Source organism: Streptomyces sp. NPDC002825, assembly GCF_040295385.1.
In the GTDB taxonomy this organism is placed as follows: domain Bacteria; phylum Actinomycetota; class Actinomycetes; order Streptomycetales; family Streptomycetaceae; genus Streptomyces.
The window spans coordinates 56,136-81,130 of sequence record NZ_JBEOVH010000004.1 but is presented as its reverse complement, the minus strand read 5'-3'; the positions used below and the strand labels follow the sequence as shown (position 1 = coordinate 81,130).

26 protein-coding genes are annotated in these 24,995 nt (G+C 73.4%); 14 read left to right on the top strand and 12 right to left on the bottom strand.

Annotation, left to right across the window (positions count from 1 at the left end):
* The first annotated feature begins 45 nt into the window (after positions 1-45).
* From ABT041_RS07050 to ABT041_RS07040, 3 genes are read left to right on the top strand one after another with little or no spacing between them, the layout of a single operon-like run.
* Positions 46-936: an aminoglycoside phosphotransferase family protein gene (locus ABT041_RS07050; RefSeq protein ID WP_351181025.1), complete on the top strand. Its 891-nt coding sequence runs from the start codon at positions 46-48 to the stop codon at positions 934-936.
* A gap of 20 nt (positions 937-956) precedes the next feature.
* The gene (locus ABT041_RS07045) at positions 957-1,436 is read left to right on the top strand and encodes a GNAT family N-acetyltransferase (protein ID WP_351180277.1); all 480 of its coding nucleotides are present in this window, start codon (positions 957-959) and stop codon (positions 1,434-1,436) included.
* Positions 1,437-1,445: 9 nt separating this feature from the next.
* Positions 1,446-1,781, top strand: a complete 336-nt coding sequence (locus ABT041_RS07040; RefSeq protein ID WP_351180274.1) for a hypothetical protein — start codon at positions 1,446-1,448, stop codon at positions 1,779-1,781.
* A 3-nt stretch (positions 1,782-1,784) separates the two neighbouring features.
* Here ABT041_RS07040 and ABT041_RS07035 read toward each other — a convergent pair whose 3' ends face one another.
* Positions 1,785-2,789 carry a zinc-binding dehydrogenase gene (locus ABT041_RS07035; RefSeq protein WP_351180271.1) on the bottom strand — a complete coding sequence of 335 codons (1,005 nt, stop codon included), beginning with the start codon at positions 2,787-2,789 and terminating at the stop codon, positions 1,785-1,787.
* Positions 2,790-2,888: 99 nt separating this feature from the next.
* Positions 2,889-4,070, bottom strand: coding sequence for an NAD(P)-binding protein (locus ABT041_RS07030; protein ID WP_351180268.1), 1,182 nt, complete (start codon positions 4,068-4,070; stop codon positions 2,889-2,891).
* A 102-nt stretch (positions 4,071-4,172) separates the two neighbouring features.
* On the opposite strand from ABT041_RS07030, the gene ABT041_RS07025 reads away from it, so the two are divergent.
* Positions 4,173-4,835 carry a pentapeptide repeat-containing protein gene (locus ABT041_RS07025; protein WP_351180265.1) on the top strand — a complete coding sequence of 221 codons (663 nt, stop codon included), beginning with the start codon at positions 4,173-4,175 and terminating at the stop codon, positions 4,833-4,835.
* A gap of 364 nt (positions 4,836-5,199) precedes the next feature.
* On the opposite strand, the gene ABT041_RS07020 is transcribed toward ABT041_RS07025, so the two are convergent.
* The 3 genes from ABT041_RS07020 to ABT041_RS07010 form a co-directional block, all read right to left on the bottom strand.
* Positions 5,200-5,700 (bottom strand): hypothetical protein, encoded by a 501-nt coding sequence (locus tag ABT041_RS07020; RefSeq protein ID WP_041130459.1) that lies wholly within the window; start codon positions 5,698-5,700, stop codon positions 5,200-5,202.
* A 115-nt stretch (positions 5,701-5,815) separates the two neighbouring features.
* The gene (locus ABT041_RS07015) at positions 5,816-6,472 is read right to left on the bottom strand and encodes a response regulator (RefSeq protein WP_351180262.1); all 657 of its coding nucleotides are present in this window, start codon (positions 6,470-6,472) and stop codon (positions 5,816-5,818) included.
* Positions 6,469-7,653, bottom strand: a complete 1,185-nt coding sequence (locus tag ABT041_RS07010; protein ID WP_351180259.1) for a sensor histidine kinase — start codon at positions 7,651-7,653, stop codon at positions 6,469-6,471. The genes ABT041_RS07015 and ABT041_RS07010 overlap by 4 nt, the downstream gene beginning before the upstream one ends.
* A 132-nt stretch (positions 7,654-7,785) precedes the next feature.
* Between ABT041_RS07010 and ABT041_RS07005 the strand changes: the two genes are divergently transcribed.
* The 5 genes from ABT041_RS07005 to ABT041_RS06985 all read left to right on the top strand — a co-directional run bounded on the left by ABT041_RS07005 (position 7,786) and on the right by ABT041_RS06985 (position 13,198).
* Positions 7,786-8,679 (top strand): ABC transporter ATP-binding protein, encoded by an 894-nt coding sequence (locus ABT041_RS07005; protein WP_351180256.1) that lies wholly within the window; start codon positions 7,786-7,788, stop codon positions 8,677-8,679.
* Entirely contained in the window at positions 8,679-9,488 is an 810-nt protein-coding gene (locus tag ABT041_RS07000) for an ABC transporter permease subunit (RefSeq protein ID WP_351180253.1), read from the top strand. The genes ABT041_RS07005 and ABT041_RS07000 overlap by 1 nt, the downstream gene beginning before the upstream one ends.
* A 159-nt stretch (positions 9,489-9,647) precedes the next feature.
* Positions 9,648-11,888 carry a glycoside hydrolase domain-containing protein gene (locus ABT041_RS06995; protein ID WP_351180250.1) on the top strand — a complete coding sequence of 747 codons (2,241 nt, stop codon included), beginning with the start codon at positions 9,648-9,650 and terminating at the stop codon, positions 11,886-11,888.
* Positions 11,889-11,894: 6 nt separating this feature from the next.
* Positions 11,895-12,428 (top strand): hypothetical protein, encoded by a 534-nt coding sequence (locus ABT041_RS06990; RefSeq protein ID WP_351180247.1) that lies wholly within the window; start codon positions 11,895-11,897, stop codon positions 12,426-12,428.
* The gene (locus tag ABT041_RS06985; RefSeq protein ID WP_351180244.1) at positions 12,425-13,198 is read left to right on the top strand and encodes a hypothetical protein; all 774 of its coding nucleotides are present in this window, start codon (positions 12,425-12,427) and stop codon (positions 13,196-13,198) included. Before ABT041_RS06990 ends, ABT041_RS06985 begins: the two co-directional genes overlap by 4 nt.
* A gap of 36 nt (positions 13,199-13,234) precedes the next feature.
* Here ABT041_RS06985 and ABT041_RS06980 read toward each other — a convergent pair whose 3' ends face one another.
* The 3 genes from ABT041_RS06980 to ABT041_RS06970 all read right to left on the bottom strand — a co-directional run bounded on the left by ABT041_RS06980 (position 13,235) and on the right by ABT041_RS06970 (position 16,332).
* Complete coding sequence (locus ABT041_RS06980) at positions 13,235-14,440, bottom strand: FAD-dependent monooxygenase (protein WP_351180241.1); 1,206 nt, start codon at positions 14,438-14,440, stop codon at positions 13,235-13,237.
* A gap of 105 nt (positions 14,441-14,545) precedes the next feature.
* Entirely contained in the window at positions 14,546-15,166 is a 621-nt protein-coding gene (locus tag ABT041_RS06975) for a response regulator (RefSeq protein ID WP_351180238.1), read from the bottom strand.
* The gene (locus ABT041_RS06970) at positions 15,166-16,332 is read right to left on the bottom strand and encodes a sensor histidine kinase (protein ID WP_351180235.1); all 1,167 of its coding nucleotides are present in this window, start codon (positions 16,330-16,332) and stop codon (positions 15,166-15,168) included. The genes ABT041_RS06975 and ABT041_RS06970 overlap by 1 nt, the downstream gene beginning before the upstream one ends.
* Positions 16,333-16,579: 247 nt before the next feature.
* Here ABT041_RS06970 and ABT041_RS06965 point away from each other — a divergent pair, with 247 nt between their 5' ends.
* Together ABT041_RS06965 and ABT041_RS06960 are read left to right on the top strand one after the other, a co-directional pair.
* The gene (locus ABT041_RS06965; RefSeq protein ID WP_351180232.1) at positions 16,580-17,116 is read left to right on the top strand and encodes a GlcG/HbpS family heme-binding protein; all 537 of its coding nucleotides are present in this window, start codon (positions 16,580-16,582) and stop codon (positions 17,114-17,116) included.
* 116 nt (positions 17,117-17,232) lie between these two features.
* Positions 17,233-18,624, top strand: coding sequence for a M1 family metallopeptidase (locus tag ABT041_RS06960; protein ID WP_351180229.1), 1,392 nt, complete (start codon positions 17,233-17,235; stop codon positions 18,622-18,624).
* Positions 18,625-18,634: 10 nt separating this feature from the next.
* On the opposite strand, the gene ABT041_RS06955 is transcribed toward ABT041_RS06960, so the two are convergent.
* Positions 18,635-19,150 carry a GNAT family N-acetyltransferase gene (locus ABT041_RS06955; RefSeq protein WP_351180226.1) on the bottom strand — a complete coding sequence of 172 codons (516 nt, stop codon included), beginning with the start codon at positions 19,148-19,150 and terminating at the stop codon, positions 18,635-18,637.
* A 60-nt stretch (positions 19,151-19,210) separates the two neighbouring features.
* Positions 19,211-19,786, bottom strand: a complete 576-nt coding sequence (locus ABT041_RS06950) for a TerD family protein (protein WP_351180223.1) — start codon at positions 19,784-19,786, stop codon at positions 19,211-19,213.
* Between the two features lie 116 nt (positions 19,787-19,902).
* Here ABT041_RS06950 and arfB point away from each other — a divergent pair, with 116 nt between their 5' ends.
* Positions 19,903-20,340 (top strand): alternative ribosome rescue aminoacyl-tRNA hydrolase ArfB, encoded by a 438-nt coding sequence (gene arfB, locus ABT041_RS06945; RefSeq protein WP_225803491.1) that lies wholly within the window; start codon positions 19,903-19,905, stop codon positions 20,338-20,340.
* Between the two features lie 20 nt (positions 20,341-20,360).
* Here arfB and ABT041_RS06940 read toward each other — a convergent pair whose 3' ends face one another.
* The gene (locus ABT041_RS06940) at positions 20,361-20,924 is read right to left on the bottom strand and encodes a flavin reductase family protein (RefSeq protein WP_351180218.1); all 564 of its coding nucleotides are present in this window, start codon (positions 20,922-20,924) and stop codon (positions 20,361-20,363) included.
* A gap of 262 nt (positions 20,925-21,186) precedes the next feature.
* Here ABT041_RS06940 and cdgB point away from each other — a divergent pair, with 262 nt between their 5' ends.
* Together cdgB and ABT041_RS06930 are read left to right on the top strand one after the other, a co-directional pair.
* Positions 21,187-22,920: a diguanylate cyclase CdgB gene (gene cdgB, locus ABT041_RS06935; RefSeq protein WP_351180215.1), complete on the top strand. Its 1,734-nt coding sequence runs from the start codon at positions 21,187-21,189 to the stop codon at positions 22,918-22,920.
* A 73-nt stretch (positions 22,921-22,993) separates the two neighbouring features.
* Complete coding sequence (locus ABT041_RS06930; RefSeq protein WP_351180212.1) at positions 22,994-23,953, top strand: CBM35 domain-containing protein; 960 nt, start codon at positions 22,994-22,996, stop codon at positions 23,951-23,953.
* A 21-nt stretch (positions 23,954-23,974) separates the two neighbouring features.
* Here ABT041_RS06930 and ABT041_RS06925 read toward each other — a convergent pair whose 3' ends face one another.
* Complete coding sequence (locus ABT041_RS06925) at positions 23,975-24,901, bottom strand: 1-phosphofructokinase family hexose kinase (RefSeq protein WP_351180209.1); 927 nt, start codon at positions 24,899-24,901, stop codon at positions 23,975-23,977.
* Positions 24,902-24,995: the final 94 nt, after the last annotated feature.

The following is a 24,995-nucleotide window of genomic DNA, read 5'->3' as shown; positions in this document are numbered from 1 at the left end:
TTCTCGAAGGCGCTGCGGGCGGCCGGTGTCTAGGGTCGTGGGGTGATTCTTGATGTGCCCGCGGAACTCGTCGCGTCGCAGGTGAGGTTCAACGGTGCCGCCGGTCGGGCGTTCGTCGACGGGCTGCCCGCGCTCGCCGAGGAGTTTCTCGAACGGTGGGGGCTGCGGGTCACCGGGCCCTCGATGCACGGCGTCGCCTCGCTCGTCCTGCCCGTCGAGCGCGTCGCCGACGGCGCCCGCGCCGCCCTGAAGCTTCAGCTCGTCGACGACGAGACCGCGGGGGAGCCCCTCGGGCTGCGCGTCTGGGACGGCGGCGGCGCGGTGCGACTGCTCGACCACGACCCCGCGGCCGGGACGATGCTCCTCGAACGGCTCGACGAGGCCCGGCCGTTGTCCACCGTCGCCGACACCCGCGAGGCGCTCGGCGTCGTCGCGGACCTCCTCGCCCGGCTCGTCGCCGTCGCCGCCCCGCCCGAGGGACTCCGGACGCTCGGCGACATCGCGGCCGGGATGCTCGCCGGAGTGCCCGCGGCCGCGGCGCGGCTCGGCCCGGACGACGCCGCCCTGCTCCGGGACTGCGCGGCGGCCGTACGGGACGTGGCCGGCGAGCCGGGGGACCGGCTGCTCCACTGGGACCTGCACTTCGGGAACGTCCTGGCGGCCGAGCGGGAACCCTGGCTGGCCATCGACCCCAAGCCGCTGGCCGGCGATCCCGGCTTCGAGCTGCTCCCCGCCCTCATGGACCGCTTCGACCCGGACGACTCCCTGTGGGGGTTCGACCTGCTCGCCGAGGTCGCCGGCGACCGGCGGCGGGCCGCCGCCTGGACGCTGGGCCGCGTCCTGCAGAACGGCCTCTGGGACGTCGAGGACGGCGAGCCCGGCCTCGACCCCGAGCAGGCGGCCTTCGCGCGGATCCTGCTGGCGAGGAGGGTGTGAGCCGAGGCAGGCTTGGCCTCATGATCCGTACCGCCACGCCCGCCGACGTACCCGTCATCCACGCCCTGATCCGCGACCTCGCCGCGTACGAGAAGGCCCTCGACGAGGTCCGCGCGACGCCCGAGCAGCTTCACGAGGCCCTGTTCGGCGAGCGGCCCGCCGCCTTCGCGCACATCGCCGAGACCGAGACGGGCGAGCCCGTCGGCTTCGCCCTCTGGTTCCTCAACTTCTCCACCTGGCGCGGCGTCCACGGCATCTACCTGGAGGACCTGTACGTCCGCCCGGAGGCCCGCGGCGGTGGCCACGGCAAGGCACTCCTGCGCGAACTGGCCCGGATCTGCGTCGAGCGCGGCTACGAGCGCCTGGAGTGGTCCGTCCTCAACTGGAACCAGCCCTCCATCGACTTCTACGAGTCTCTGGGCGCCCGACCGCAGGACGAGTGGTCCGTGTACCGCCTGACCGACGGGGCCCTCGCCGAGCTCGGCGCGGCGACGGTGTAGGAAGGGTGCATGAACACGGACATTGAGCAGCGGTTCCAGCGGATCACCGCCTTCATCGAGGCGCGGCTGACCCCGCTCTTCGACCCCGCCAACGGGAGCGACCACGGCTTCGGCATGGACGACACGTCGCGGGCCCTGCGCGCCCTGCGCTACACCGTGCAGGCCGCGTCGGCGGTGAACGGGCTCGTGGAGAAGCGGGAGACGGCGCCGGAGCTGCGGCAGGTCGTCGACCAGGCGCTGGAGCACAACTGGGACGTGCTGCGCTCCATCGCCCGGATGTGGGAGGACCACCCCGACTTCACGAAGGAGTTCAAGGCGCACTCCTGGGACGTTCTCGGGGTCTGACCCTCACGGGACGAGCACCACCTTGCCCGTCGTGCCCCGGTTCTCCAGGGCACGGTGGGCCTCCGCCGCCTCCGCGAGGGGGAAGCGGTGGACCGCGGGGCGGAGGGTCCCGGTGGACGCGGCGTCCAGCGCGGCGAGTTCGAGCGTACGGATGTCGCCGCCCGCCTTCTGGATCATGACGGGTCCCAGGACGGACTCCGAGGTGATCCCGCGGGCGGTGAGCTCCTCCTCGGTGAAGGTGAGCGGTTCGCCGTCGTGGAGTCCGGCGCCGGACCAGCCGAAGACCAGATGCTGTCCGCCCTTGCCGAGCAGGTCGACGGCGGCGCGGCCGGTGTCGCCGCCGACGGAGTCGAAGACGACGGTGGCCTCGCGGCCCAGCGCGTCCAGGTACGCGCGGACCTCCTCCGGCCAGTCCGGCCGCTTGTAGTCGACGGCCAGGTCGGCGCCGTTCGCCTCGACGAGGGCGGTCTTCACGGGGCCGCCGGCGAGGCCGACGACGGTCGCTCCGGCGTTCTTCGCGTACTGGACGAGCAGCGTGCCGATGCCGCCGGCGGCGGCCGGGACGATCGCGACGGAGTCGGGCCCGAGCTCGGTGAAGCCCAGGATGCCGAGGGTCGTGCGGCCGGTGCCGATCATGGCGACCGCCTCCGCCTCGCCGAGGTGGTCGGGCAGGGCGTGGAGGCGGGCGGCGTCGGTGACGGCGAGTTCGGCGTAGCCGCCGGGGCTCATGCCGAGGTGGGCGACGACCCGCCGGCCGAGCCAGGCGGGGTCGGTGCCCTCGCCGAGGGCGTCGACGGTGCCGGCGACCTCGCGGCCGGGGATCGTGGGGAGCGCGGCGGGCGCGGGGAAGGGGCCGGTGGCGCCCTCGCGGAGCGCGGTGTCGAGGAGGTGCACGCCGGCCGCCGCGACCCGGACGCGGACCTGGCCGGGGCCCGGCACGGGGTCGGGCGTCTCCTCGTAGGTGAGGTTCTCGGCGGGGCCGAAGGCGTGGAGGCGGATGGCGTGCATGACGGTTCCCCTGTCGTCGTGGGCGCGTGTGTACGGACGGTGGGACCAGCCTCGGACCTCAAGCGCGCTTGAGGTCAAGGGGGTGTGGGTGGGAGCGCCTCAGGCGCGCTTGAGGTCCAGGTGGTCCAGGCGGTCCAGGTGGTCCGCTCGCAGCGCCAGCGACACCGCCTCGACCGCGCTCGTGAACGACACCTCCGCCAGCACGCCAGGCGCCGCCACCTGGTCGCCCACCAGGTACACCCCGTCGCCCCGGTCGACGGCCGGCCGGTCGCGCCAGGTCGTGCCCGGCCGGTCCACCGCTCCCGTACGGCCCTGGGACACGGACTCCCGCCGCCACACCGTCCGCTCGCGCCAGCCAGGGAAACCGAGGTCGAGCAGCCGCTCGCCGTGGGCGACGCCGTCCGCCTTCGACGCCTCGGGCCCGATCGGCAGCTGCGCCTGGATCAGCTGCTGCCCGGCCGGCGCCAGCGAGGGGTCCTGCGCCGTGTACCGCTCGATCCAGCCGGGCGCGTCCAGGTCGGAGATCACGAACGGATCGCCCTTCCGGGTCCGCAGCGCCAGGTCGAACAGGACCGTACGGCCGCTCTCCCAGGCCAGCGACGGGTCGTCGAGGAGCCGGGCGGCGGCGGGCAGGGCGGTCGCGACGATCACGGGCCCGCCGCCGAGCGGCAGGGCGTCGACCCGGGACGAGGTCTCGATCCGTACGCCGAGCTCACGCGCGCGCGTGGCCATCCGCTCGATCAGCTCGCCCCAGCCGCCCCGGACGTAGTGCGCCTCGGGCGGCAGGGCGGTGGCCCGGTGCAGCCGCTCCTGCACGAAGCGGGCGGAGAGGGAGCCCGGGTCGTGGTGGAAGAGCGCGACCCCGCTGTACGAGGCGGCCACGCGCGCGGTGCGCTCGCCCGCGAGGCCGGTGACCCAGGTGCGGAAGTCGAGGTCGACGGGCGCCTGTTCGGGGGTGCGGCGGGCCTGACGGAAGAGGCTCAGCGGCGGGGTGCGGCGGACGGCGCCGTCGCGGTGGACGCGGAAACGGAGGGCCTCGGAGGGCGGCAGCGCGGCGAGGGGGCCGATGAGGCCGCGCTGCCTGAGCCAGGTCCAGTGGGGGCCGCCGTCGTAGAGGGCGTGCGGGCCCTCGTTGGTGCGGTACGGGCCGTCGGCGGTGCGGCCGCGGCCGCCGAGCGTCCGGTGCGCCTCGTGGAGGGTCACCTCGGTGCCGGCCTCGGCGGCCGTGATGGCGGCGGTCAGTCCGGCGAAGCCGCCGCCGATGATCGTGAGCTTGCGCATGGGTTCGTCTCCCTCGATTCGGTCCTCGTACGGGGGACGGGGGGAGGGGGCGGGGATGTGACATCGGGGGCGTTGTCAGTGGCGTAGGTCACGATGGGGTGCATGGATCGGAAGAAGAAGGTGGCGGGGGCGCGGCGGCCGGAGGTGCGGCTGCCTCCGCTCGAGGCGTACGGGGGCGGGCTCGACCCCGACGGGGACTACGACGGCCTCGAACTCGCCGGGCTCGACCTGACGGGCCAGTCGGGCGAGGGGGCCCGGTTCCTGGACTGCGCGCTGCGCGAGTGCGGGCTTGACGGGGCGCGGCTCACGGCGGCGCGGTTCCTGGACTCGGTGCTCACGGGGGTACGGGGGGTGGGCACGGAGCTCGCCGGGGCGCAACTGCGGGACGTGGAGCTCGTGGAGGCGCGGCTCGGCGGCACGCAGCTGCACGGGGCGGTCCTGGAGAGGGTCCTCGTCCGGGGCGGGAAGATCGACTACCTGAACCTGCGGGCGGCGAAGCTGAAGGACGTCGTCTTCGAGGGCTGCGTGTTGAGCGAACCGGACTTCGGGGGCGCGGCACTTGAGCGCGTCGAGTTCGTGGACTGCGCGCTCACGGGAGCGGACTTCACGGGGGCGCGCCTGAAGGACGTGGACCTGCGGGGTGCGCAGCGGCTGGAGATCGCGGGGGGTGTGGACTCGCTGTCGGGCGCGGTGATCTCCACGGGGCAGCTGCTGGACTTGGCGCCGGTGCTGGCGGCGCGGCTGGGGGTACGGGTGGAGGACTGAGGCGCGGGCCCTCGCGCGGCTGGGCGGTGCGCCGGCCGGCCCCCGTGCGGGGCCCGCGCCCGGGCGGGCGGTGCGCACCGCCGTGTGGGCAATCGTCCCGCAGGGCGGGACGGGTGGGCACACGGGACGGCGCCCTTAGCGGCGCCTCCGCGTTCCGAGCCTGGACCCGCACCACCTGTGCGCCGTCACCAGGGGTGCGGGTTCAGGCGCGGGAGCCTCTGGCGCCGGGGCAAGGGCGACGTTCCGTTGTGCCCACCCTCCCCCAAGCTCTCGGCTTCGCTCGAGCAGGGGGGACCCCCATCGCCCCGGCGGAACGCATGCCCACAACGGGCGGAACGCCTGCCCACAACGGGCGCGTCGGTTCCTACGGCACTCGGGGGAAGCGGGACTGGAGCGTCCAGATCGTCGGGTTGTCCGCCAGGCCCTCGTGCATGTCCGTGAGGTCCGCGATCAGGTCATGCAGAAAGTCCCGCGCCTCCCGCCGCAGCTCCGCGTGGTTGAACGTCACCGGCGGCTCGTCCCCCGGCATCCAGTCCGCCTCCACGTCCACCCACCCGAAACGGCGCTCGAAGAGCATCCGGTCCGTGGACTCCGTGAAGTCCAGCTCCGCGTACTGCGGCTGCGCCGCACGGCTGCCCCGCGGGTCCTGGTCCAGCTGCTCGACGATGTCGCACAGCGCCCACGCGAAGTCGAGCACCGGCACCCATCCCCAGGCTGTGGACACCTCGCGGTCCGCCTCGGTGTCGGCGAGGTACACGTCCCCGCAGAAGAGGTCGTGGCGCAGCGCGTGGACGTCCGCGCGCCGGTAGTCGGTCTGCGGGGGGTCGGGGAAGCGACGCGAGAGGGAGTAGCCGATGTCGAGCACGGGACCGATGGTGTCACGGCACCGGCCCGCTCCCGCACGCGCCGGCCGCCAGGCCCCCGTCCCGTACGCGCACCGCGCCGCCCCCGCCCCCGTCCACCACGCGCGCCGCACGGCCTCACGGTGCCAGCCCCGCCTCGTACGCCGCGATCACCAGCTGCACCCTGTCCCGGGCGTGCAGTTTCGAGAAGAGGCGGGCCACGTGGGCCTTGGCCGTGGCCGCGCTGATGTGGAGCCGTTCCGCGATCTCGCCGTTCGACAGGCCCCGGCCGACCAGCGCGAGGACCTCCCGCTCGCGGTCGGTGACCCCTTCCAGCCCACGGGGCGGCCGGCGCGCCGGCTCCGGGCGGGCCGCGAACTCCCCGATCAGCCGGCGCGTCACCCCCGGCGCGATCAGCGCGTCGCCCGCGGCCACCACCCGGATCGCGGCCAGGATGTCGTCCAGCGCCATGTCCTTCACCAGGAAACCGCTCGCGCCCGAGCGCAGCGCCCCGTACACGTACTCGTCGTCGTCGAAGGTCGTCAGGACCAGGACCCGCGGCGCGCCCGGGCCCGCCGTCACGAGCCGGGTGGCCTCGATGCCGTCCATGCCCGGCATCCGGACGTCCATCACCACGACGTTCGGGCCCAGCTCCCGCGCCAGGGCCACCGCCTCCGTCCCCGTACCCGCCTCGCCGACGACCGCGAGGTCGGGGCTGTCGGCCATCAGGACGCGCAGCCCCGCCCGTACCAGCGGCTGGTCGTCGACGAGCAGGACACGGATCGTGTCGGTCATGCCGCGTTTCCTTCCCGGGACTGGGAGGCGGCGGCCGGCAGCGGCAGCACCGCGGTCACGTGGAACCCGCCGCCCGGTCGCGGCCCCGCCGTGAGGCTGCCGCCCAGCAGCTCGGCGCGCTCGTGCATCCCGACCAGGCCGTACCCGCCCACGCCGTCCCCACCGGGCGCCCCGCGCCCCTCGTCGGCGATCTCGACGAGCAGCGTGTCCGTGCGCCGTTCCACCGTCACCCGGCAGGCCGCGGTGGCCGCGTGGCGGACGACGTTGGTCAGCGACTCCTGCACGATCCGGTACGCGGCCAGGTCGACCTCCGCCGGCAGCGCGCCGTCCGGGTTCCCGAGCCGCCGCAGCTCGACCCGTACCCCCGCGTCCGCCGTCGACGCCGCCAGCCGTTCCAGGTCGGCGAGGCCCGGTGCCGGGTCCCGCGGCGCCGGACGGCCGTCGGCGGCCGCGCCCCGCAGCGCGCCCAGGGTGCGGCGCAGACCGGCGAGGGTCTCCCGGCTCGTGGCCTCGATGGTGGCGAGCGCGTTGCGGGCCTCGGCGGGCTGGGTCTCGATGACCCGGCGGCCCACGCCCGCCTGGATGGCGATGACGCCGATGCTGTGCGCGACGACGTCGTGCAGCTCGCGGGCGATCCGGAGCCGCTCGGCCGCGACGGCCTCGGCGGCCGTCGCCGCCCGCAACTCCGCGGCATGGCTGCGCCGTTCGCGTACCGACCGGCCGAGGAGGCAGGCGGTCAGCAGGGCGAGCGCGAGGGCCGTGACCGTGCTGACGAAGACGTCCTGCCCGGAGGTCGTGTACGTCGCGGCCGCGACCTGCACCGTGAGCGCGCCGAGCGCCGCCGGCAGCAGGCCCCGGAGCGGGCGCACGGCGGCGATCCGGCCCACGAGCGCGTCGGCGGCGAGCACCGGGAGGTAGAGCAAGACGGCGTCGGGGCGCGCGGTCGCCGCCGCGAACAGCCCGGCGAGCAGCAGTCCGAGGGCCGCGAGCGGGTTGCGTCGCGCCAGGGGCAGGGTGAGGCCGACCGTGACGGCGGTGAGGAAGAGCCGCAGCTCCGTGGAGCGGTACGGGCCGGTCCGAGTGGCGTTCAGGAGCAGGAACGGCTGGGCGACGGCCGCGCCCCAGGCGAGGGCCGCCGGTACCCGCCCCTGGGGCGGGCGGTCGGTCGTGGTGGCGGGCATGATCGTGATCGTAGGCGCGGCCGCCCGCCGGGGCATCGGCCCGCGGGCGTACGCCCCCGGGCCACCCCGGGGCGCCGGTTGTGGCCGCCGAGCCGATGCGCCGGGGGGTACGGGCCCGCGACCGTGGGGCGCGTGATCGAAGTCGACGAACTGACCAAGCACTACGACCGCCGGGCCCGCCCCGCCGTGGACCGCCTCGGCTTCGTCGTGAAGCCCGGCCGGGTCACCGGGTTCCTCGGGCCCAACGGCGCCGGCAAGTCCACGACCCTGCGCCTGATCCTCGGGCTGAACGAGCCGACCTCCGGCACCGCCACCGTCGGCGGGCTGCGGTTCCGGGAGTTGCCGCGCGGGCTGCGGCACGTCGGGGCGCTGCTCGACGCGCACGACGTGCACGGCGGCCGGACCGCCGAGGCCCACCTCGCCGCGCTCGCCCGCACCAACGGCATCCCCCGCCGCCGGGCCGCCGAGGTCCTGGAGGAGGTCGGTCTCGCGGGAGCCGCCCGGCGGCGGATCGGCGGCTACTCGCTCGGCATGAAGCAGCGCCTCGGCATCGCAGCCGCCCTGCTCGGCGACCCTCCCGTGCTGCTCTTCGACGAGCCGGTCAACGGCCTCGACCCGGAGGGCGTGCTGTGGGCGCGGGGGCTGTTCCGGCGGCTCGCCGCCGAGGGCCGCACGGTGTTCGTCTCCAGCCATCTGATGAGCGAGATGGAGCACACCGCCGACGACCTCGTCGTCATCGGCCGCGGCCGTCTGATCGCCGCCGAGAGCGTGGCCGAGTTCGCCGCGCGCGGCACCCGCCGGAGCGTGACGGTACGGCCGGCCGCCCCGGGTCTCGCCGACGTGCTGAGGGCCGACGGCGCCACCGTACGGGAAGAGGAGGGACGCCTTGTCGTCACCGGCACCGACGCCGGCCGCATCGGCCTCCTGGCCCACCGCCACGGCGTGCCGCTCGCCGAACTGACCCCGCGCGCCTCCCTCGAAGAGGCGTTCATGGAGCTCACCGCCGACAGTGTGGAGTACCGCTGATGCCCGCCACCGCCCGCTTCCGTGACCTCCTCGCCGCCGAGTGGCTCAAGCTGTGGTCCCTGCGCTCCACCCCCTGGGCCTTCGCCGTCGGCGCGGTCGCCGTCCTCGGCGTCAACCTCAACGCGACCCTCGCCGACTACCGCAACTACCCGAACTACCCGGACGGCATCAAGGAGCTCTTCGTGCCGATCTGGGCGATGCGGGACGCGTTCACGCTCGGCGGGGCCATGGTGTTCACCCTCGCGACCGGCTCCATCGGCGCGCTGGTGATCGTCGGCGAGTACGGCACGGGCCAGATCCGTACGACCTTCGCGGCCGTCCCGGCCCGCCGGGCCGTCGTCGCCGCGAAGACCCTGGTCCTCGCGGCCGTGATGCTGGTGTACGGCGCGCTGGTCGCCGCGGTCTCGTTCGCCGCCACGCAGGCCGTGCTCGACGGCCGGGGCGTCGGCATGGGGATCGGCGACGAGGGCGCGCTGCGGGCCGTCGCCGCGTCGGCGCTCCTCGCGCCGGTCTGCGCGCTCGCCGGTTTCGGTCTCGGGGCGCTGCTGCGGCACACGGCGACGACGATCGTCTCCCTCACCGGGGTGCTGCTCCTGCTGCCGGCCCTGATGGACGAGCGCAACCGCTGGGGCGCGACGTTTCTGCACGCCCTGCCGCAGGGCGCGTGGAGGCGGCTGACGGAGGTGGGGGTGTCGCCGGTGCCGGTGGACCATCCGTGGACCGCGGGCGGGGCGTGGACGGTGTACGCGGCCTGGGCGTTGGGCGCGGTGGCGATGGCCTTCCTCGCCGTCCACCGCCGGGACGCGTGAACGGCCCTTCTGGTTGCCTGACGTGACGGATCGTCGTCTCGGATGCGGGGCCGGGGGGAAGCGGGACGTTCCTGGGACGGCCGGGACGCGGGATCCGTGGGGACGGAACCTAGGTTCGAGGGGTTCCCGCGCTTTCCGTACCCTGGAGCAAGGAGTCCGATGGCCGACGAAATGGTGCTGCGCGCCCAGCGATTCATCAACCTGACCTACCAGGACGGCGCCCTGCTCGGCATTCCCAAGCTGGAGGAGAACGGCCGCACCGGGTGGGTCGTCATGTACGCCCTCACCCGCGCCCTGCAGTACGAGATGGGCATCACGTCGCTCTCCAACAGCTTCGGTCCGACGACGCTCTCCACGCTCCAGACCAAGTACGGCCAGATCGACGAGACGACGGTTCCGTCGGCGAACTTCTGCCGGATCATCCAGTCGGCCATGTACTGCAAGGGCTACGACGGCGGCGACATCGACGGCCAGTACAACTCCCGCGTGAAGGCCGCGGTGGCGAGGCTGAAGGACCACATGGGCGTCGCCTACGCCTTCCCCGGCACCTCGCTCCAGCCGAAGGTGATCAAGGGCCTGTTCAACATGGACGCGTACGTCAGCGTCAACTCGGGCTCCGACACCATCCGCGCGATCCAGCGCTGGCTGAACGGCCAGTACGTCCAGCGCAAGGACTTCTTCATCATCCCCTGCGACGGCCACCACTCGCGTGACGTCGCCAAGTCGATGCTCTTCGCCATCCAGTACGAGATCGGCATGGCCGACGGCGTCGCGAACGGCGCGTTCGGGCCCGGCACCCAGGCAGGTCTGAAGAACCACACCGTGTCGGTCGGCTCGTCCGGCGTGTGGGTGCAGCTGTTCACCGCGGCGATGGAGCTCAACCGCCGCTACACCGGCTTCACCAGCACGTTCACCGAGTCCACCGCCACCAGCGTCCGCTCCTTCCAGGAGTTCATGGAGCTGGACATGACCGGGCAGGGCGACTTCCGGACCTGGGCCTCGCTGCTCGTCTCGTACGGCGACCAGACCCGTCCCGGCACGGCCTGCGACGGCGTCACGAAGATCACCCCGGCCCGCGCGCAGGCCCTCAGGGACGCCGGTTACCTCTACGTCGGCCGCTACCTGTACAACGCCTCCACGACCTCCCTGCCGGAGAAGGAGATCCAGCCCGGCGAGCTGGACACCATCAAGGCGTACGGGCTGCGCTGCTTCCCGATCTACCAGACGTGGGCGCGCTCGGTCGACTACTACAGCCCCGCGCAGGGTGCCTCCGACGTGCGGACCGCCGTCTACAAGGCGCAGGAGCACGGCTTCAGGAACGGCGCGCGCATCTACTTCGCCGTCGACTACGACGCCGTCGACGAAGAGGTCACCTCGAACGTCCTTCCGTACTTCGCGAGCGTCCGGGCGGAGATGACCCGCCTCGGCAGCCCGTACAAGATCGGCATCTACGGCCCGCGCAACGTGTGTTCCCGCGTGGTCGGGAAGGACTACGCCGACTCCTGTTTCGTGTCGGACATGTCGTCCGGCTTCTCCGGAAACCTCGGCTACCCGATGCCGGACAAGTGGGCCTTCGACCAGATCGTCACCAAGAAGATCGGCGCCGGTGACGGCCTCATCGAGATCGACAACAACATCGCCTCGGGCTGGGACAACGCCCAGGGCGACTTCCTGCCCCGGCCGACGGAGAAGCAGGACATCGGTTTCAGCCTCGCCTACTGGGACGCGCTCCTGGCGGAGGTGACGGCGTACATGGCGTCGATCGGCCGGCCCGGCGGCGAGCGGATGTACACGCTCCAGCAGTGCCTGGAGACGATCATCAGCTTCGACACCACGGTCAGCTCCTCGGCGCGGGCCTTCCGCATGCGCAAGGCCCTCATCCAGACCACGGCCTTCTGGGAGTTCGCCCACTACAGCCAGAAGGACCTCATCGAGGACGCCGGAGTCTGGTTCTACCACGAGGGTTTCATCCCGGACTGGGCCAAGGACCTCCCCAAGGTCGAAAGGCTCGTCGACTCCAGCACCGGCATAGCCAAGATCTCGGGGCGCACGTGCATCCTGTCCCGGAACAACGCGATCAGCACCGGGATCCTGGAGGGCGACCTCATGAACCCCACCAGCGACGACGACCGCTGGACCATGTGGAAGAAGGTCAATCAGGACAACGCCTTCAACCTGAGCACCGTCCCGTACCTGCACATCTGGGGCGCCGACGGCAAGCACGGCGACCACGAGGAGACGCCGATCCGCCGCCCCGCCCTCGACTACACCGACACCGAGATCTTCGAGGTCCTGCGCCGCTACCAGGGCTTCGGCGACGAAGCGGTGGCGGACAACCAGCTGCGGATGCCGCTGTACGCGATCTTCGAGAAGTACAACCGCATCATCCGGGAGTCCTGACGCCCCGTGGTCACCGCCGTCACCGCCGTCGCCGCCGCAGTCCCTTCCGACCCCTGGCAGGGACACGATGTCGGCGTCCTGCTCGGCGTCGTGTTCTGCGGGACGGCGGCCCTGGCGGGCCTCGCCGCCTACCTGGGGTCGCGACTGGCCCCACGCGCCCGCCGCCGGTACACCCCGGCACGGGCGTGGCGGGACGCGTCCCTCGCCGCGGCGGGCGCCGGCCTCGCCGTCTACCTCTGGGGCTGCCTCCACGTCCTGTTCCTGGAAGACCGGGCGCAGGCCGAGGCGTGCGAGACCCACAGGCCGCCGGGCGTGCCCGCCCTCGTGGGCCGCAGGGGCGACTTCCTCCCCCTCCGGCTCGTCTGCGAGGCGTCGGACGGCCGTGACTACACCGTCGTCATCCCCGCCTACGTCAATCCGACCGTCACCGTCCTGCTGCTGCTCGCGCTCCTCGGCGCCGTGACCGCCGCCGCCCTCCTGCATCGCAGGCGGCGCACCTCCGTCCGGCGCCTCCCCACGGAAGAAAGGCCGACCCGTTGACCCACACCGGCATCACCCGCAGGCGCACCCTCGCCGCCACCGCCGGCGTCACCGCCGCCGTGAGCCTTGGCTCCACCGGGCTCCTCGCCTCGCCCGCGGCCGCCGCCCCGGCCGCCCCCGCCGTGCCGCCGCAGCCCGCCGGGAACGACGCGCTCAAGGAGGCGCTGCGCCGCGCCCGGGAGCGCAACCGCCGCATCTTCACCGGCCGTCCGTCCGCCAACGGCTGGGAGATGCAGAAGGTCGCCGACGTCGACGGCGGCGACATCGCCACCCGCTCCGTGCCCGGCACCGGGCTGCGCGTCGCCGTCCGCACCGGCGCGCCCGAGACCCTCCTGCTCCACGTCGTGCGCCGCTTCCACTACGAGGTCGACGCCCTCGGCGTGGACGGCGAGCCCGACGCGCTGTCCGGCTGGGTGCCGCCCGCGACCGTCCGGGACGGCCGGCTCCCCGAGTCGAACCGGGCCTCCGGCACCGCCGTCGTCATCCGCCCCGGCTCCTACCCGCCGGGCGTACGGGGCGGGTTCACGGCCGCCCAGCAGCTGGTCATCCGCGACATCCTCGCCGACACCGAGGGCCTCGTCCGCTGGGGCGGCGACGACCGCCGCGCCTACGAGGGGCTGTTCCACCTCGCCGTGCGGCCGGGCGACGCCCGTCTCGAGCGGGTCGCGGACCGGCTGCGGGCCTGGGACGAGACCCCGGGCCTCGGCGCCGGGGTGCTCCCCGACGTGACGCAGCCGGCTCGGCGTCGCCGGGCGGCCCGCTTCAGCTGACGGGCCGGCGATGCGCGGCCGCCCCCGCACGCGGTGTCAGCGACGGCCGTGCACCGCCCGCGCCACCCGCGGCCCCAGCCACCGCTTCAGCCGGCGCAGCGCCTCCAGCTGCTCGGCGGCCCGGTCGATCCGGTAGTACAGCTGCGGCGGGACGTGCGGAAGCAGCGGTGAGTGGCGCTGGCCGAGGAGTGCGAACATCTTGGCCGGCTCCAGGCTCATGTAGCGCGGCAGGTTCTCGTACCACTGGGCGCTGTAGCGGGCGGCGCTCTGCGCGGAGACGAGCTCGGTGCGCCGCCGTCTCCCGTACGCGGTGAGCGCGGCGTCCAGGTCGCCGGGGGCCTGAAGGGCGTCCGCGAGAGCGAGCGCGTCCTCCAGGGCCAGGGTGGTGCCCGCGCCGATCGAGTAGTGCGTGGTGTGGGCGGCGTCGCCGAGCAGGACGAGGTTGCCGTGGTGCCAGACCCGGTTGGTGAGGGTGCGGAAGGTCAGCCACTGAGCGGCGCCGTCGGCGCGTTCGCGGCCGATCAGCTCGTGCCCGTCGAGGAGGTCGTGGAAGAGCTTCTCCAGGAGGTTGAGGCTGTCGGCCTCGCCGAGCGTGTCGAGGCCGAGGCCGGTGAAGGTCTCCGGGGAGCACTCGACGACGCAGGTGGACCGCTCGCCGCTGAACCCGTAGGCGTAGCACCAGATCCAGCCGTGCTCGGTCTCCTTGAACGCGAAGCTGAAGGAGTCGAAGACCTTGGTGGTGCCGAGCCAGATGTAGTGGTTGCGGCCGCCGGTGAACTCGCTGCCGAAGTGGTCGGCGTGGGCCTCGCGGAGCGCGCTGTTGACGCCGTCGGCGGCGACGACCAGGTCGGCGCCGGTCAGTTCGGGTGCGCCGGGGCCCGGGATGTCGTGCTCGAACTCGACCCGTACGCCGAGCTCTTCGGCCCGGTCGGCGAGGAGCGCGAGCATCCGCCGCCGCCCGATGCCGAAGCCCGCGTCGCCGCGGTGGACGGTCCGCTCGTCGCGGACGATGGCGACGCCGTCGGTCCAGGTGACCGAGGCCTCGGCGACGGCGGCCGCGGACTCGGGGTCGCCCGCGCGCAGCTTGTCGAGCAGCCCCGCCCAGTACGTGACGCCCCAGCCGTACGTGGAACCCTCGGGGTTCCGCTCGTACACGGCGATGTCGTGGGACGGGTCCTGCCGCTTCAGCAGGATCGAGAGGTAGAGGCCGGCGGGTCCGCCGCCGACGATCGCGAGCTTCACGTGCGCTCCCACTGAGACATGACACCGTGCGGTTGGACGACGACGCACGGTAGCAGTGGGGGTGGGTCCGTGACGGGGAATGGCACCATGGACCAGCCCTACGGGCTACGGCAGCAGCCGCCGCTCCTTCGCCACCGCGACCGCGCCCGCGCGGGTGTCCACGCCGAGCTTGGCGTAGATCCGGCCCAGGTGCGTCTTCACCGTCGCCTCGCTGATGAACAGGGCCCGTGCGATCTCCCGGTTGCCGAGGCCGCGTCCCAGCTGGCCGAGGATGTCCCGCTCCCGGTCGGTGAGCGAAGGGCCCGCCGCCCCGCGCATGCGGTCCATGACCCGGCTGGCGACCGGCGGGGAGAGGGCCGTGCGGCCCTGCGCGGCGGAGTGGATGGCGGCGAACAGCTCCTCGGGCCGTTCGGCCTTGAGGAGGTAGCCCGTCGCGCCCGCCTCGATGGCCCGGGTGATGTCCGCGTCCGTGTCGTACGTGGTGAGGACCAGGACGTGGACGCCGGTGGGCGCGATCCGCCGGGTCGCCTCCACGCCGTCGATGCCCGCGCCGAGCTGGAGGTCCATCAGGACGACGTCCGGCTCGAGCTTCGCGGCCATGGCGACGGCCTCCTCGCCGCTGCCCGCCTCGCCCACCACCTCGATGTCCGGGGTGCTGCCGAGCAGGGCGAGCAGGCCGGCGCGGACGACGACGTGGTCGTCGCAGAGGAGGATCCGTACGGACATCAGGACTCCAGGGAGAGCGGGATCGCGGCGGAGAGCACCGTGCCCTCGCCGGGGGTGGACTCGACCGTCAGGGTGCCACCGAGCTGCTGGGCGCGCACCCGCATGGCGGGCAGACCGTGCCCGCGTTCGGCCTGTTCGCGGGCGAGCGCCGGGTCGAAGCCGCGGCCGTCGTCGGCGATGTCGAGGACGATCTGGTCGTCGAGGTAGGTGAGGGTGAGGGCGGCGGAGTCGGCGCCGGCGTGCTCGCGGATGTTGGCGAGGGCGCCCTGCGCGATCCGCAGCAGCGCCGCCTGCACGCGGTCGGGCAGCGGCACCGCGATCCCGTCGACGCGGAAGGCCGCCGACTCTCGGGCGGCGAGGCCGCGCAGGGCTTCTTCCAGGCCGCCGCCCCCGGCGAGGTCGGCGGGGGCGAGGTCCTGTACGAAGCGGCGGGCCTCGGCGAGGTTGCGTTCGGCGATCGACTCGGCCGTACGGACGTGGCGGCGGGCGGTGCCCGGGTCGCTGTCCCAGGTGCGGTCGGCGGCCTGGAGCAGCATCTGCTGGCTCGACAGGCCCTGTGCGAGGGTGTCGTGGATCTCCATGGAGAGCCGCTGGCGCTCGGCGAGGGTGCCTTCGCGGCGTTCGATCGCGGCGAGTTCGCGCCGGGTGCGGATCAGGTCGTCGATCAGCGCCCGCTGGCGGGCGGCCTGCCGGTCGGAGTGGACGAACACGCCGGTGGCGAGGGCGGCGACGGCCGGCGGGGCGACGATCAGGTTCGGGTCCCAGCCGCCGTGCGAGAGCTGGACCTGCGCGAAGACCACGAAGGCGGTGAGCAGGGCGACCAGACCGAGCGCGGCGCGCGGGGGGAGGGTGCGCAGGCCCGTGTAGAAGAGCGGCACCGCGCACCAGGCGAAGCTGGGCGCGAGGACGACGAGGACGACCCAGACGGCGACGACCGTGCCCAGCCAGGCGATGCGGCGCGGGGTGGCGCGGGTGCCGAGGACCGGGCCGAGCAGGTAGAGGGAGGCGAGCGCGCCGGTGAGGGCGATGATCCAGGGGCTGCGGGCCTCCCAGTCGTGCCGCAGCAGGAAGCGGGCGAGGGAGGCGCCGAGCAGCAGGAAGAACGCGATGTGCATGACCCGCGCCAGCCAGCGGCCGTCCGGGTCGTGTTCCGTGGGCCGGGTCACCGTGCCGCCTCCCTGCCGTGCTGACCTGCGTGTATCTGTCCATGGTGGCCCGGAGGGACCAGCGGGGCATCAACCGATCGGCTGACAGGGCCGTCGTCCGGTGTGCGCGCGGAGGGCAGCCGGACCGTGGACCGGCGGGCGCGGGTTCCGCCCGGAGGATTGAGGCAGAGCGAAGGACGAACGAACCGCTCGAAGGCTTCCCCCTCCCTCTCCTCCCTTCTCCTCCTCACCTCTTACGGAGTCAGTCATGAAGAAGACCGTCCTCGGTGCCACTGCCGCCGCTGTCGTCGCCGCCGGTACCTTCGGCGTGGTCTCCGCGAACGCCGCCGCCCCGGCCGCCGCTCCCGCCGCCGTCATGGCCGACGCGGACAACGGCAACACCATGCAGTCGACGCATCTGACGATCGAGGCCGCCACCAAGGCCGCGCAGGCGACCCTGGACGCCGCCGCGGCGGAGAACCAGCGGGTGTCCGTCGCGGTCGTCGACCGCAACGGCAACACCATCGTGACCCTGCGCGGCGACGGCGCGGGCCCGCAGTCGTACGAGTCGGCCGAGCGCAAGGCGTTCACGGCCGTCTCCTGGAACGCCCCGACCTCCGTCCTCGCGGGCCGTCTCGCCCAGGCCCCGCAGCTGAAGGACATCCCCGGCACCCTCTTCCTCGCCGGCGGCGCCCCGGTGACCGCCAAGGGCGCGCCGATCGCGGGCATCGGTGTCGCGGGTGCCCCCTCGGGCGACCTCGACGAGAAGTTCGCCCAGGCCGGCGTGGCCGCCCTCGCGAACTGACGTCCCTCGCGAGCGGACGTCTCTCACCTGCTGACGTCTCCCAGCCGCGGTGCCGCCCGGATCCCCCGACCGGGCGGCACCGCCTTTTTTCGTTTTTGACCTCTTAAGATCGGTACGTGTCACAACGCCGTCGGACCGGAACCCTCGCCCTCGCCGCCCTCGTCCTGCTCGTGGGCGGCTGCACCGAGGCCGCCGGCGGCGTCCGGGGCACCCCCGGCGCGGCCGGACTGCGCGACCCGCTCTTCCCCAAGCTCGGCAACGGCGGCTACGACGTCGCGCACTACGACCTCACCCTCGCCTACGACCCGGCCACCGGCCGCCTCGACGGCACCGCCGAGATCACCGCCCGCGCCACCCAGGACCTCAGCGCCTTCAACCTCGACCTCGCCGGACTCACCGTGCGCGGCGCCACCGTCGACGGTGCCCCCGCCGCGTACAACCGGGCCGCGAACGAACTGACCCTCCGCCCCCGCGACGAGCTCGCCAAGGGCAAGGAGTTCACCGCCACCGTCACGTACACGGGCGTCCCCGAACCCCTCACGGACGCCGACGGCTCCAAGGAGGGCTGGCTGCGCACCGCCGACGGGGCGATCGCGGTCGGCGAACCGGCCGGCTCCATGACCTGGTTCCCCGGCAACAACCACCCCTCCGACAAGGCCACCTACACCCTCACGCTCACCCTCCCCGCCGGCCTCGACGGCTTCTCCAACGGCGTCAGGACCGAGCGGCGGACGGAGAAGGACGGCCGCGTCACCACCGTCTGGCACACCGCCGAGCCCATGGCCAGCTACCTCGCGACGGTCGCGATCGGCCGGTACGAGACGGGGACGGCGACCGCCCTCGGCACCGTGCCCGTCCTCACCGCCGCCGAGGCCCTCGTCGCGCCGGGCAGCGCCGCCCTGCGGGCCGAGATCCCCGAGCTCCTCGCCCGCCAGGTGAAGCGTTTCGGCCCGTACCCCTTCTCCGCCGCAGGGGCCGTCGTCACCAGGGACGGGACCCTCGGCTACGCCCTGGAGACCCAGAGCAGGCCCGTCTTCCCCGCCGCCTCCTTCGACCGGGCGACCCTCCTCCACGAGCAGGCCCACCAGTGGTTCGGGAACTCGGTCACGCCCGAGAGCTGGCAGGACATCTGGCTGAACGAGGGCTTCGCGACGTACGGGGAGTGGCTGTACGCGGAGGAGTACGAGCACGTCCCGGCCTCGACCCACTTCGCGCGGGCCTTCGCCCAGGACGCCAACTGGGCCTTCCCGCCGGCCGCCCCGCCCGCCGCCGAGAACCTCTTCGACCCGCCCGTGTACCAGCGGGGCGCGATGGTCCTGCACAAGCTGCGCGAGACGGTCGGCGACGACGTCTTCGACGAGATCCTGCGCGGCTGGGCGGAGAAGTACCGCCATGCCAACGCCACCACCGACGACTTCACGGCCTACGCGGAGAGCGTGGCGGGCCGCGACCTCGACGCGCTGTGGGACGTCTGGCTGTACGGCGACGAGAAGCCCGAGAAGCCGTAGCCCGGCCGGCTCAGCCCAGGCTCTTGCGCATCACGACGCACGGGCGGCCGTGGCCGAGGTCCGGGCGGCGGGCGATCTCCTCGTAGCCGAGCGAGGTCCAGAAGGCCAGCGCCTTCGGGTTGTTCTCCAGGACGGCGAGCCGCAGCCCGGTGCGGCCCTCGGCGCGGAAGCCCGTCTCGACGTAGGCGGCGAGCCGGCGGCCGTAGCCGGCGCGCTGTGCGTCGGCGTGGACCATCAGCAGACCGAGCCACGGGTCGGCCTGGGCCGGGTCGGGGTGGCGGCCGAGCGTGATCGCGACGGCGACGAGCCGGCCCTCCGCGCGGGCGAGGAGCACCTCGGCCGTCGGCTGGGCGAGCTCGTCGGCGAGAGCGGCGGCGACCTGCTCGGGCCGGATGTCGTCGGGGTCCGGGAAGTCGCCGCTGAGCTGCTGGAACTCCTGGTTCGACGCGTACAGCGCGGTGAGTTCGGTGAGCAGCGGGCCCGGGAGGGCGTGTGCTTCCGTGCGCGGGAGGGCTTCGACGATCACGCGCCACAGGGTAGAGCCCCGGCGGGAATTCCTACCGGGGCTCTGCGAGATCGCGAAGGATCAGAGGTTGACGCCGAAGTCGCGGGCGATGCCCTCGAGGCCGGAGGCGTAGCCCTGGCCGACGGCGCGGAACTTCCACTCGGCGCCGTTGCGGTACAGCTCGCCGAAGATCATGGCCGTCTCGACGGCGGCGTCCTCGGAGAGGTCGTAGCGGGCGATCTCGGTGCCGCCGGCCTGGTTCACGATGCGGATGTACGCGTTGCGCACCTGGCCGAAGTTCTGCGAGCGCGACACCGCGTCGTAGATGGAGACCGGGAAGACGATCTTGTCGACGGTCGCCGGGAGGGCCGCCAGGTTGACGTTGATCTGCTCGTCGTCGCCGCCGCCCTCGCCGGTGCGGTTGTCACCGGTGTGCACGATGGTCTGGTCCGGCGTCGACTTGTTGTTGAAGAAGACGAAGTGGGCGTCCGAGGCGACGCGCCCGGCGGCGTCCACGCCGATCGCGGAGGCGTCGAGGTCGAAGTCGGTGCCGGTGGTGGTGCGGACGTCCCAGCCGAGGCCCACGGTGACGGCGGCGAGGCCCGGGGCCTCCTTGGTCAGGGAGACGTTGCCGCCCTTGGACAGGCTCACAGCCATGGAAAGTCCCTTTCATCGTTCTGTCGTCGCCTGGAGAAACGCACGTCGGCGGCCGGCGGTTCCCGGCCGCCTCCCTGCGGAAAACAGGATGACTCCTCGGGCCCCCTCCGGGGAACATGGAAGGCATGTCCGGTCCGTATCCCATCCGCGGCTCCGTCTCGCTGCCCGAGGCCGAGCTCCAGTGGCGTTTCTCGCGGTCGTCGGGGCCGGGCGGTCAGCACGTCAACACCAGCGACTCCCAGGTGGAGCTCCGCTTCGACCTCGCGGCCACCGACGCGCTCCCCGAGGTGTGGAAGGCCCGCGCCCTGGAGCGCCTCGCCTCCCGCCTGGTCAACGGCGTCGTGACGGTCCGCGCCTCGGAGCACCGCTCCCAGTGGCGCAACCGCGAGACGGCCGCGGTCCGCCTGGCCGCCCTCCTCGCCGAGGCGACGGCCCCACCCCCGAAGCCCCGCCGCCCGACGAAGATCCCACGCGGCATCAACGAGCGCCGCCTGCGCGAGAAGAAGCAGCGCTCGGAGACGAAGCGCATCCGCCAGTCCCGCGACTGGGGCTGACGAGGCCCTCCCGAAGGGGCTCAGGACAGGCGGCGGTACTTCCCCTGGAAGTACGTCAGGGGGCCGCCCTCGCCCGTGTGCAGACCGACCGTCAGGACCCGGCCCACCACCAGCGTGTGGTCGCCGGCCACCACGCGGTTCTCCGTGCGGCACTCCAGGACCGACAGGGCGCCGCCCATCAGCGGGGCGCCGCTCACCTCGCCGCGGGTGTAGGGCAGGTCGGCGAAGAGGAGGCGGTCGCTGACGCGGTTCTTCATGGCGAAGCGGCCGGCGATGTGCCGCTGGTCCTCCGCGAGCATCGACACCGCCCAGACCGGGACCTCGGCGAGCAGGTCGTCCATGCGGGAGCCGTTGCGGAGGCTGACGAGGACCAGGGGCGGGTCGAGGGAGACCGACATGAAGGCGGTGGCCGTCATGCCGACGTCCTCGCCGCGCGGGCCTTCGTCGGGGTCGTGCGCGGTCACCAGGACCACGCCGGCCGCGAGGCGGGCCATGGCCGCCCGGAACTCGTCGTTGCTCACCCCCTCAGCATGAGGGATCGCGAGATCGGAGACGGGGGGTGAGGGTGGTGTCTTCTGCAGCACGCCGTGAACGCTAGTCCGCGGCCCTTCCGCGCGGCATCGGGCCCGGGGACCAGACCCCCACCCCCGACGGACCTAGGTCCTGTCATATGCGGGCGGCCGGTGCGACCCGCCATCATCTGCTGTGACTTGAGTCACAGAGGGCAGTATTTGCTGACCCTGTGTACCTGGGGCGCAGCTCGCTGTGATTCAGTGGCGGGGACAGTGCAACACGAAGCCGATGAGAACCCTGGAGTTGCTGTCGAGGTCTCGGGGAGAGCGAGCGATGGAGACCGAGTCGGAGCCTTACGTCCGTCTCTCGACCCTGCGGCAGCTGCATCAGGTCGTGGCGGACCTCAATACTGCCCGCAGCCTGGCGGACACCCTGCAGACCGTCGCCGACGGTGTGGTCGCCGGTCTCAACTACGAGCTGGCCTGCGTCAACCTCGTCCGCCCCGACGGTGACCTCGTCGTCGCCGCCTTCGCCGGAAGCTCCGCCGCGGAGGCCCTGATCACCGGCCGTGTCGGCTCCCGCTCCTCCTGGGAGCGGCGGCTCTCCATGGGCGTCCCCTGGGGCGACCTGCGGTTCATCCCGCACACCGAGGGCTGGGTCCTCATGGAGGACGACGTCCCCCAGTGGCACACCGACGGGCCCGCGCCCCGCTTCGAGGACGAGTGGCACCCGCACGACCGGCTCTACGCCCCCATGTACGCCTCCGGCTCCGGCCGTGAGCTCCTCGGGGTCATATCCGTCGACCGCCCGCGCAACGGCCGGCACCCCGGCCCCTGGGGCCAGGAAGCGCTCCAGATGTACGCCTCGCAGTCCGCGATCGCCATCAGCAACGCGCGGCTCCGCTCCAACATGCAGCGCGCCCTCGTCCGCCTGGAGCGCGAGCAGCAGGCCCTGCGGGCCTCGGAGGAGTCCTTCCGGCAGGCCTTCGAGTACGCCCCCTCCGGCATGGCCATCGCCGAGATGGGCGGCGACCAGCACGGCCGCCTCCTGCGCACCAACGACGCCCTGTGCCGGCTCCTCGGCCGCCCCGCCTCCGTGATGCGGCGCTACTCCTTCGCCGACCTCGTCCACCCCGAGGACATCGGGACCCTGCTGCGGACCTCCGCCGAGGGCGGTCGGGCCGAGCTCCGCCTGGGCCGCCGGGACGGCACGTACGTCTGGGTCTCCCTGCGGAACTCCGTGGTCGCCGACACCGCCGACGGGCCCCGCTTCCTCCTCACCCACGTCGAGGACATCGAGGAGCGCAAGCGGCACGAGCTCCAGCTCGCCCACCGCGCCTCGCACGACGCCCTCACCGGCCTTCCCAACAGCGCCGAGCTGCGCTCCCGGCTGTCCGCCCGGCTCTGCGAGCGTCCGGCGGCGCCGGGGGACGAGGCGGCGTACGGGGCGTACGACTCCCAGCGGGACGGTGGGTACGGCACGGGCCACGACGGCGGCTACGAGCCGGGGTACGAGCCCTCCTACGAGCCCGCGTACGACTCCGGCCGCGAGCCTCAGGCCTACGAGCACGAGCACGAGCACGGTTTCGGTTTCGAGCCGGCGGCCGGCGGCCCGTACGACCACCATGTGCACATCGTGGCGCCCACCGGCGGCGAGGTCGACGACGGCACCAAGGGGCTCGCGGTCCTCTTCTGCGACCTCGACGGTTTCAAGTCGATCAACGACCGCTTCGGGCACCACACGGGCGACGCCGTCCTCATCGAGGTCGCGCGCCGGCTCACCACCGGCGTGCGGGACGGCGACACGGTCGCCCGGCTCGGCGGTGACGAGTTCGTCGTCCTCGCCGACGGCCTGGGGGCCGCCGACGCCGCCGACCTGGCCGTACGCCTGCGGAACGCGATCATTCCGCCGATCCGGGTGGACGGGCGGGCGGTCCGTGTCGGGGCCAGTTTCGGCATCGGCTGGGCCGAGTGCGGGATGACCGTGGAAGAGGTCCTGAACTCGGCGGACCAGCGGATGTACGTGGAGAAACGCTCCCGCGCCAAGGTCCACCGGCGGGCGGGCTGAGTCGCGCGCTGGTCCGTTCGGGGTAGGCTCGGCCGGTCGGCGACGGCTGGCGAGCATGGAGAGGATGACCCGGATGGCTGCCGGTAACGACGGCGCGAACAAGCCCGAGGACGACGATCCGTTCGGCTACCTGTACGCCGACGGTCAGGCAGCGGGTGCCCAGCCACCGCAGGGCGGCGGCTACGGCTACCCCGGCCCCGCCCCCGCGCAGCCGGGCGTGCCCCGGACCTCGTACAACCAGGTCAGGACGGTCGGCGAGCGCCAGTACGGCCAGCAGCAGCCGTACGTGCCGCCGCAGCAGCAGGCCGCGTACGGCAGGCCGCAGGCGCAGTACGCCGCGCCCGAGACGTACGGCGCGCAGCCGCAGACCCGCCCGATCCCGCCCCAGCGCGGCGGCGGCTCCGGCCGCGGCCCGAACACCAAGGGCCTGCTGATCGGCGCGGTCGCGGTGGTCGCGGTCGTCGTGATCGGCATCGCGGCCGCGGTGATCTCCAACTCGGGCAACGAGAAGGACAAGGACGACAAGGCCGGCGGGAACACCCCGTCGACGGCGCCGTCCCAGGTCTCGGAGACCCCGAGCACCGAACCGACCACCGACAAGACCCCGGAGGAGCTCCCCAAGCAGGACGCGGCGACGCTGACGCTGGGCGGCTCGGCGACGACGGGGACCGGCGTGAAGGGCGCGAAGGGCACGAACGGCGCCTACGTGACCCTGAGCGGCGTCGGCAGCTCGGCGAGCTGGTCGGTCGACGTGCCTAACGAAGGCGAGTACACGCTCCGCATCACGTACAGCGTGCCCGGCAAGGACGCCCAGACGTCCCTGACGGTCAACGGCGCGACGCCGCGCAAGGTGAACATGTCCAACTTCGCGAAGGCCGCCGAGGGCGACTGGGAGAAGGGCTGGACGTACACGTACGCCTACGTGAACCTCAACAAGGGCTCCAACGCGCTCAAGATCTCCTGCGAGGCGGGGGACCAGTGCGAGGCGATCCTCGACCAGGTCTACCTGGAGGCCGGTCACACCGGCAGCTGACGCGAGGGGCCGGGGCGCGGCTCAGGCCGCGCCGCCCGCCTCCGTCACCGTCACCCGCGGCAGCAGTTCCTCGTACGTCGTGGGGTCGAATTCGCCGGCCACCGGGGACAGGACCGTCGCCGCCGAGAGGGCGACCGCGCGGGTGAGGCGGTCCGGCCAGGGGGTCTCGTCGACCAGGCCCGAGAGGAGGCCGGCGACGGCGGAGTCGCCGGCGCCCGTGGGGTTGCCCTTCACCGTGGCCGGCGGGGTCGCGCGCCACAGGCCTTCCGGGGTGGCGGCGAGCATGCCCTCGGGGCCGAGGGAGGAGATCACCGCGTGCGCGCCCCGGCGGCGGGCGTCGCGGGTGGCCCGGTGGGGTTCGCGGGAGCCGGTGAGCTGGGCGAGTTCATCGGCGTTCGGTTTGACCAGGTCGGGGCGGGCGGCGATGCCGCGGCGGAGGGGTTCGCCGCTGGTGTCCAGGAGGACCGGGACGCCGGCGGTGCGGGAGAGGCGGACGAGTTCCGCGTACGCGCCGACGTGGATGCCCGGCGGGAGGCTGCCGCAGAGGGCGACCGCACGGGCTCCGTCGAGGAGCTCCGTGAAGCGGGCGCGGAAGGCGGTCCACTCCGCGGCGGTGACGCTCGGGCCGGGTTCGTTCAGCTGGGTGGTGTCGCCGCTCGCGGTGTCGACGATCGCGACCGTGCGGCGGGTGGGCCCGGCGGTCTCGACGAGCTCGTCCCTTACCGGCGTCGCGGCGAGCTGGTCCCGCAGGGTCGCGCCCGTCGCGCCGCCCGCGAAGCCGGTGGCGACCGTCTCGTACCCGAGGGCGGCGAGGACGCGGGCGACGTTGAGTCCCTTGCCGCCGGGCCGCTCGATGACCTGGGTGACGCGGTGGGACGCGTGCGGGGTGAGCGCGGGGACCCGGTAGGTCAGGTCCAGTGCCGTGTTGAGGGTGACCGTGAGGATCAAGACCCGTCCACCCCCCGTACTCCGTGTGAAGTCTTGTGGAACGCTCGTCCCGACGGGCACCGATCATGCCAAAGGAAAGGCGGTTGGCCCAGAC

What these genes read in the sequence shown, in the direction of transcription:
- ABT041_RS07045 (WP_351180277.1), top strand. Translation starts at nt 957, where the DNA reads ATGATCCGTACCGCCACGCCCGCCGACGTACCCGTCATCCACGCCCTG.
- ABT041_RS07040 (WP_351180274.1), top strand. Translation starts at nt 1,446, where the DNA reads ATGAACACGGACATTGAGCAGCGGTTCCAGCGGATCACCGCCTTCATC.
- ABT041_RS07035 (WP_351180271.1), bottom strand. Translation starts at nt 2,789, where the DNA reads ATGCACGCCATCCGCCTCCACGCCTTCGGCCCCGCCGAGAACCTCACC.
- ABT041_RS07030 (WP_351180268.1), bottom strand. Translation starts at nt 4,070, where the DNA reads ATGCGCAAGCTCACGATCATCGGCGGCGGCTTCGCCGGACTGACCGCC.
- ABT041_RS07025 (WP_351180265.1), top strand. Translation starts at nt 4,173, where the DNA reads ATGGATCGGAAGAAGAAGGTGGCGGGGGCGCGGCGGCCGGAGGTGCGG.
- ABT041_RS07015 (WP_351180262.1), bottom strand. Translation starts at nt 6,472, where the DNA reads ATGACCGACACGATCCGTGTCCTGCTCGTCGACGACCAGCCGCTGGTA.
- ABT041_RS07010 (WP_351180259.1), bottom strand. Translation starts at nt 7,653, where the DNA reads ATGCCCGCCACCACGACCGACCGCCCGCCCCAGGGGCGGGTACCGGCG.
- ABT041_RS07000 (WP_351180253.1), top strand. Translation starts at nt 8,679, where the DNA reads ATGCCCGCCACCGCCCGCTTCCGTGACCTCCTCGCCGCCGAGTGGCTC.
- ABT041_RS06995 (WP_351180250.1), top strand. Translation starts at nt 9,648, where the DNA reads ATGGCCGACGAAATGGTGCTGCGCGCCCAGCGATTCATCAACCTGACC.
- ABT041_RS06975 (WP_351180238.1), bottom strand. Translation starts at nt 15,166, where the DNA reads ATGTCCGTACGGATCCTCCTCTGCGACGACCACGTCGTCGTCCGCGCC.
- ABT041_RS06965 (WP_351180232.1), top strand. Translation starts at nt 16,580, where the DNA reads ATGAAGAAGACCGTCCTCGGTGCCACTGCCGCCGCTGTCGTCGCCGCC.
- ABT041_RS06950 (WP_351180223.1), bottom strand. Translation starts at nt 19,786, where the DNA reads ATGGCTGTGAGCCTGTCCAAGGGCGGCAACGTCTCCCTGACCAAGGAG.
- arfB (WP_225803491.1), top strand. Translation starts at nt 19,903, where the DNA reads ATGGAAGGCATGTCCGGTCCGTATCCCATCCGCGGCTCCGTCTCGCTG.
- cdgB (WP_351180215.1), top strand. Translation starts at nt 21,187, where the DNA reads ATGGAGACCGAGTCGGAGCCTTACGTCCGTCTCTCGACCCTGCGGCAG.
- ABT041_RS06930 (WP_351180212.1), top strand. Translation starts at nt 22,994, where the DNA reads ATGGCTGCCGGTAACGACGGCGCGAACAAGCCCGAGGACGACGATCCG.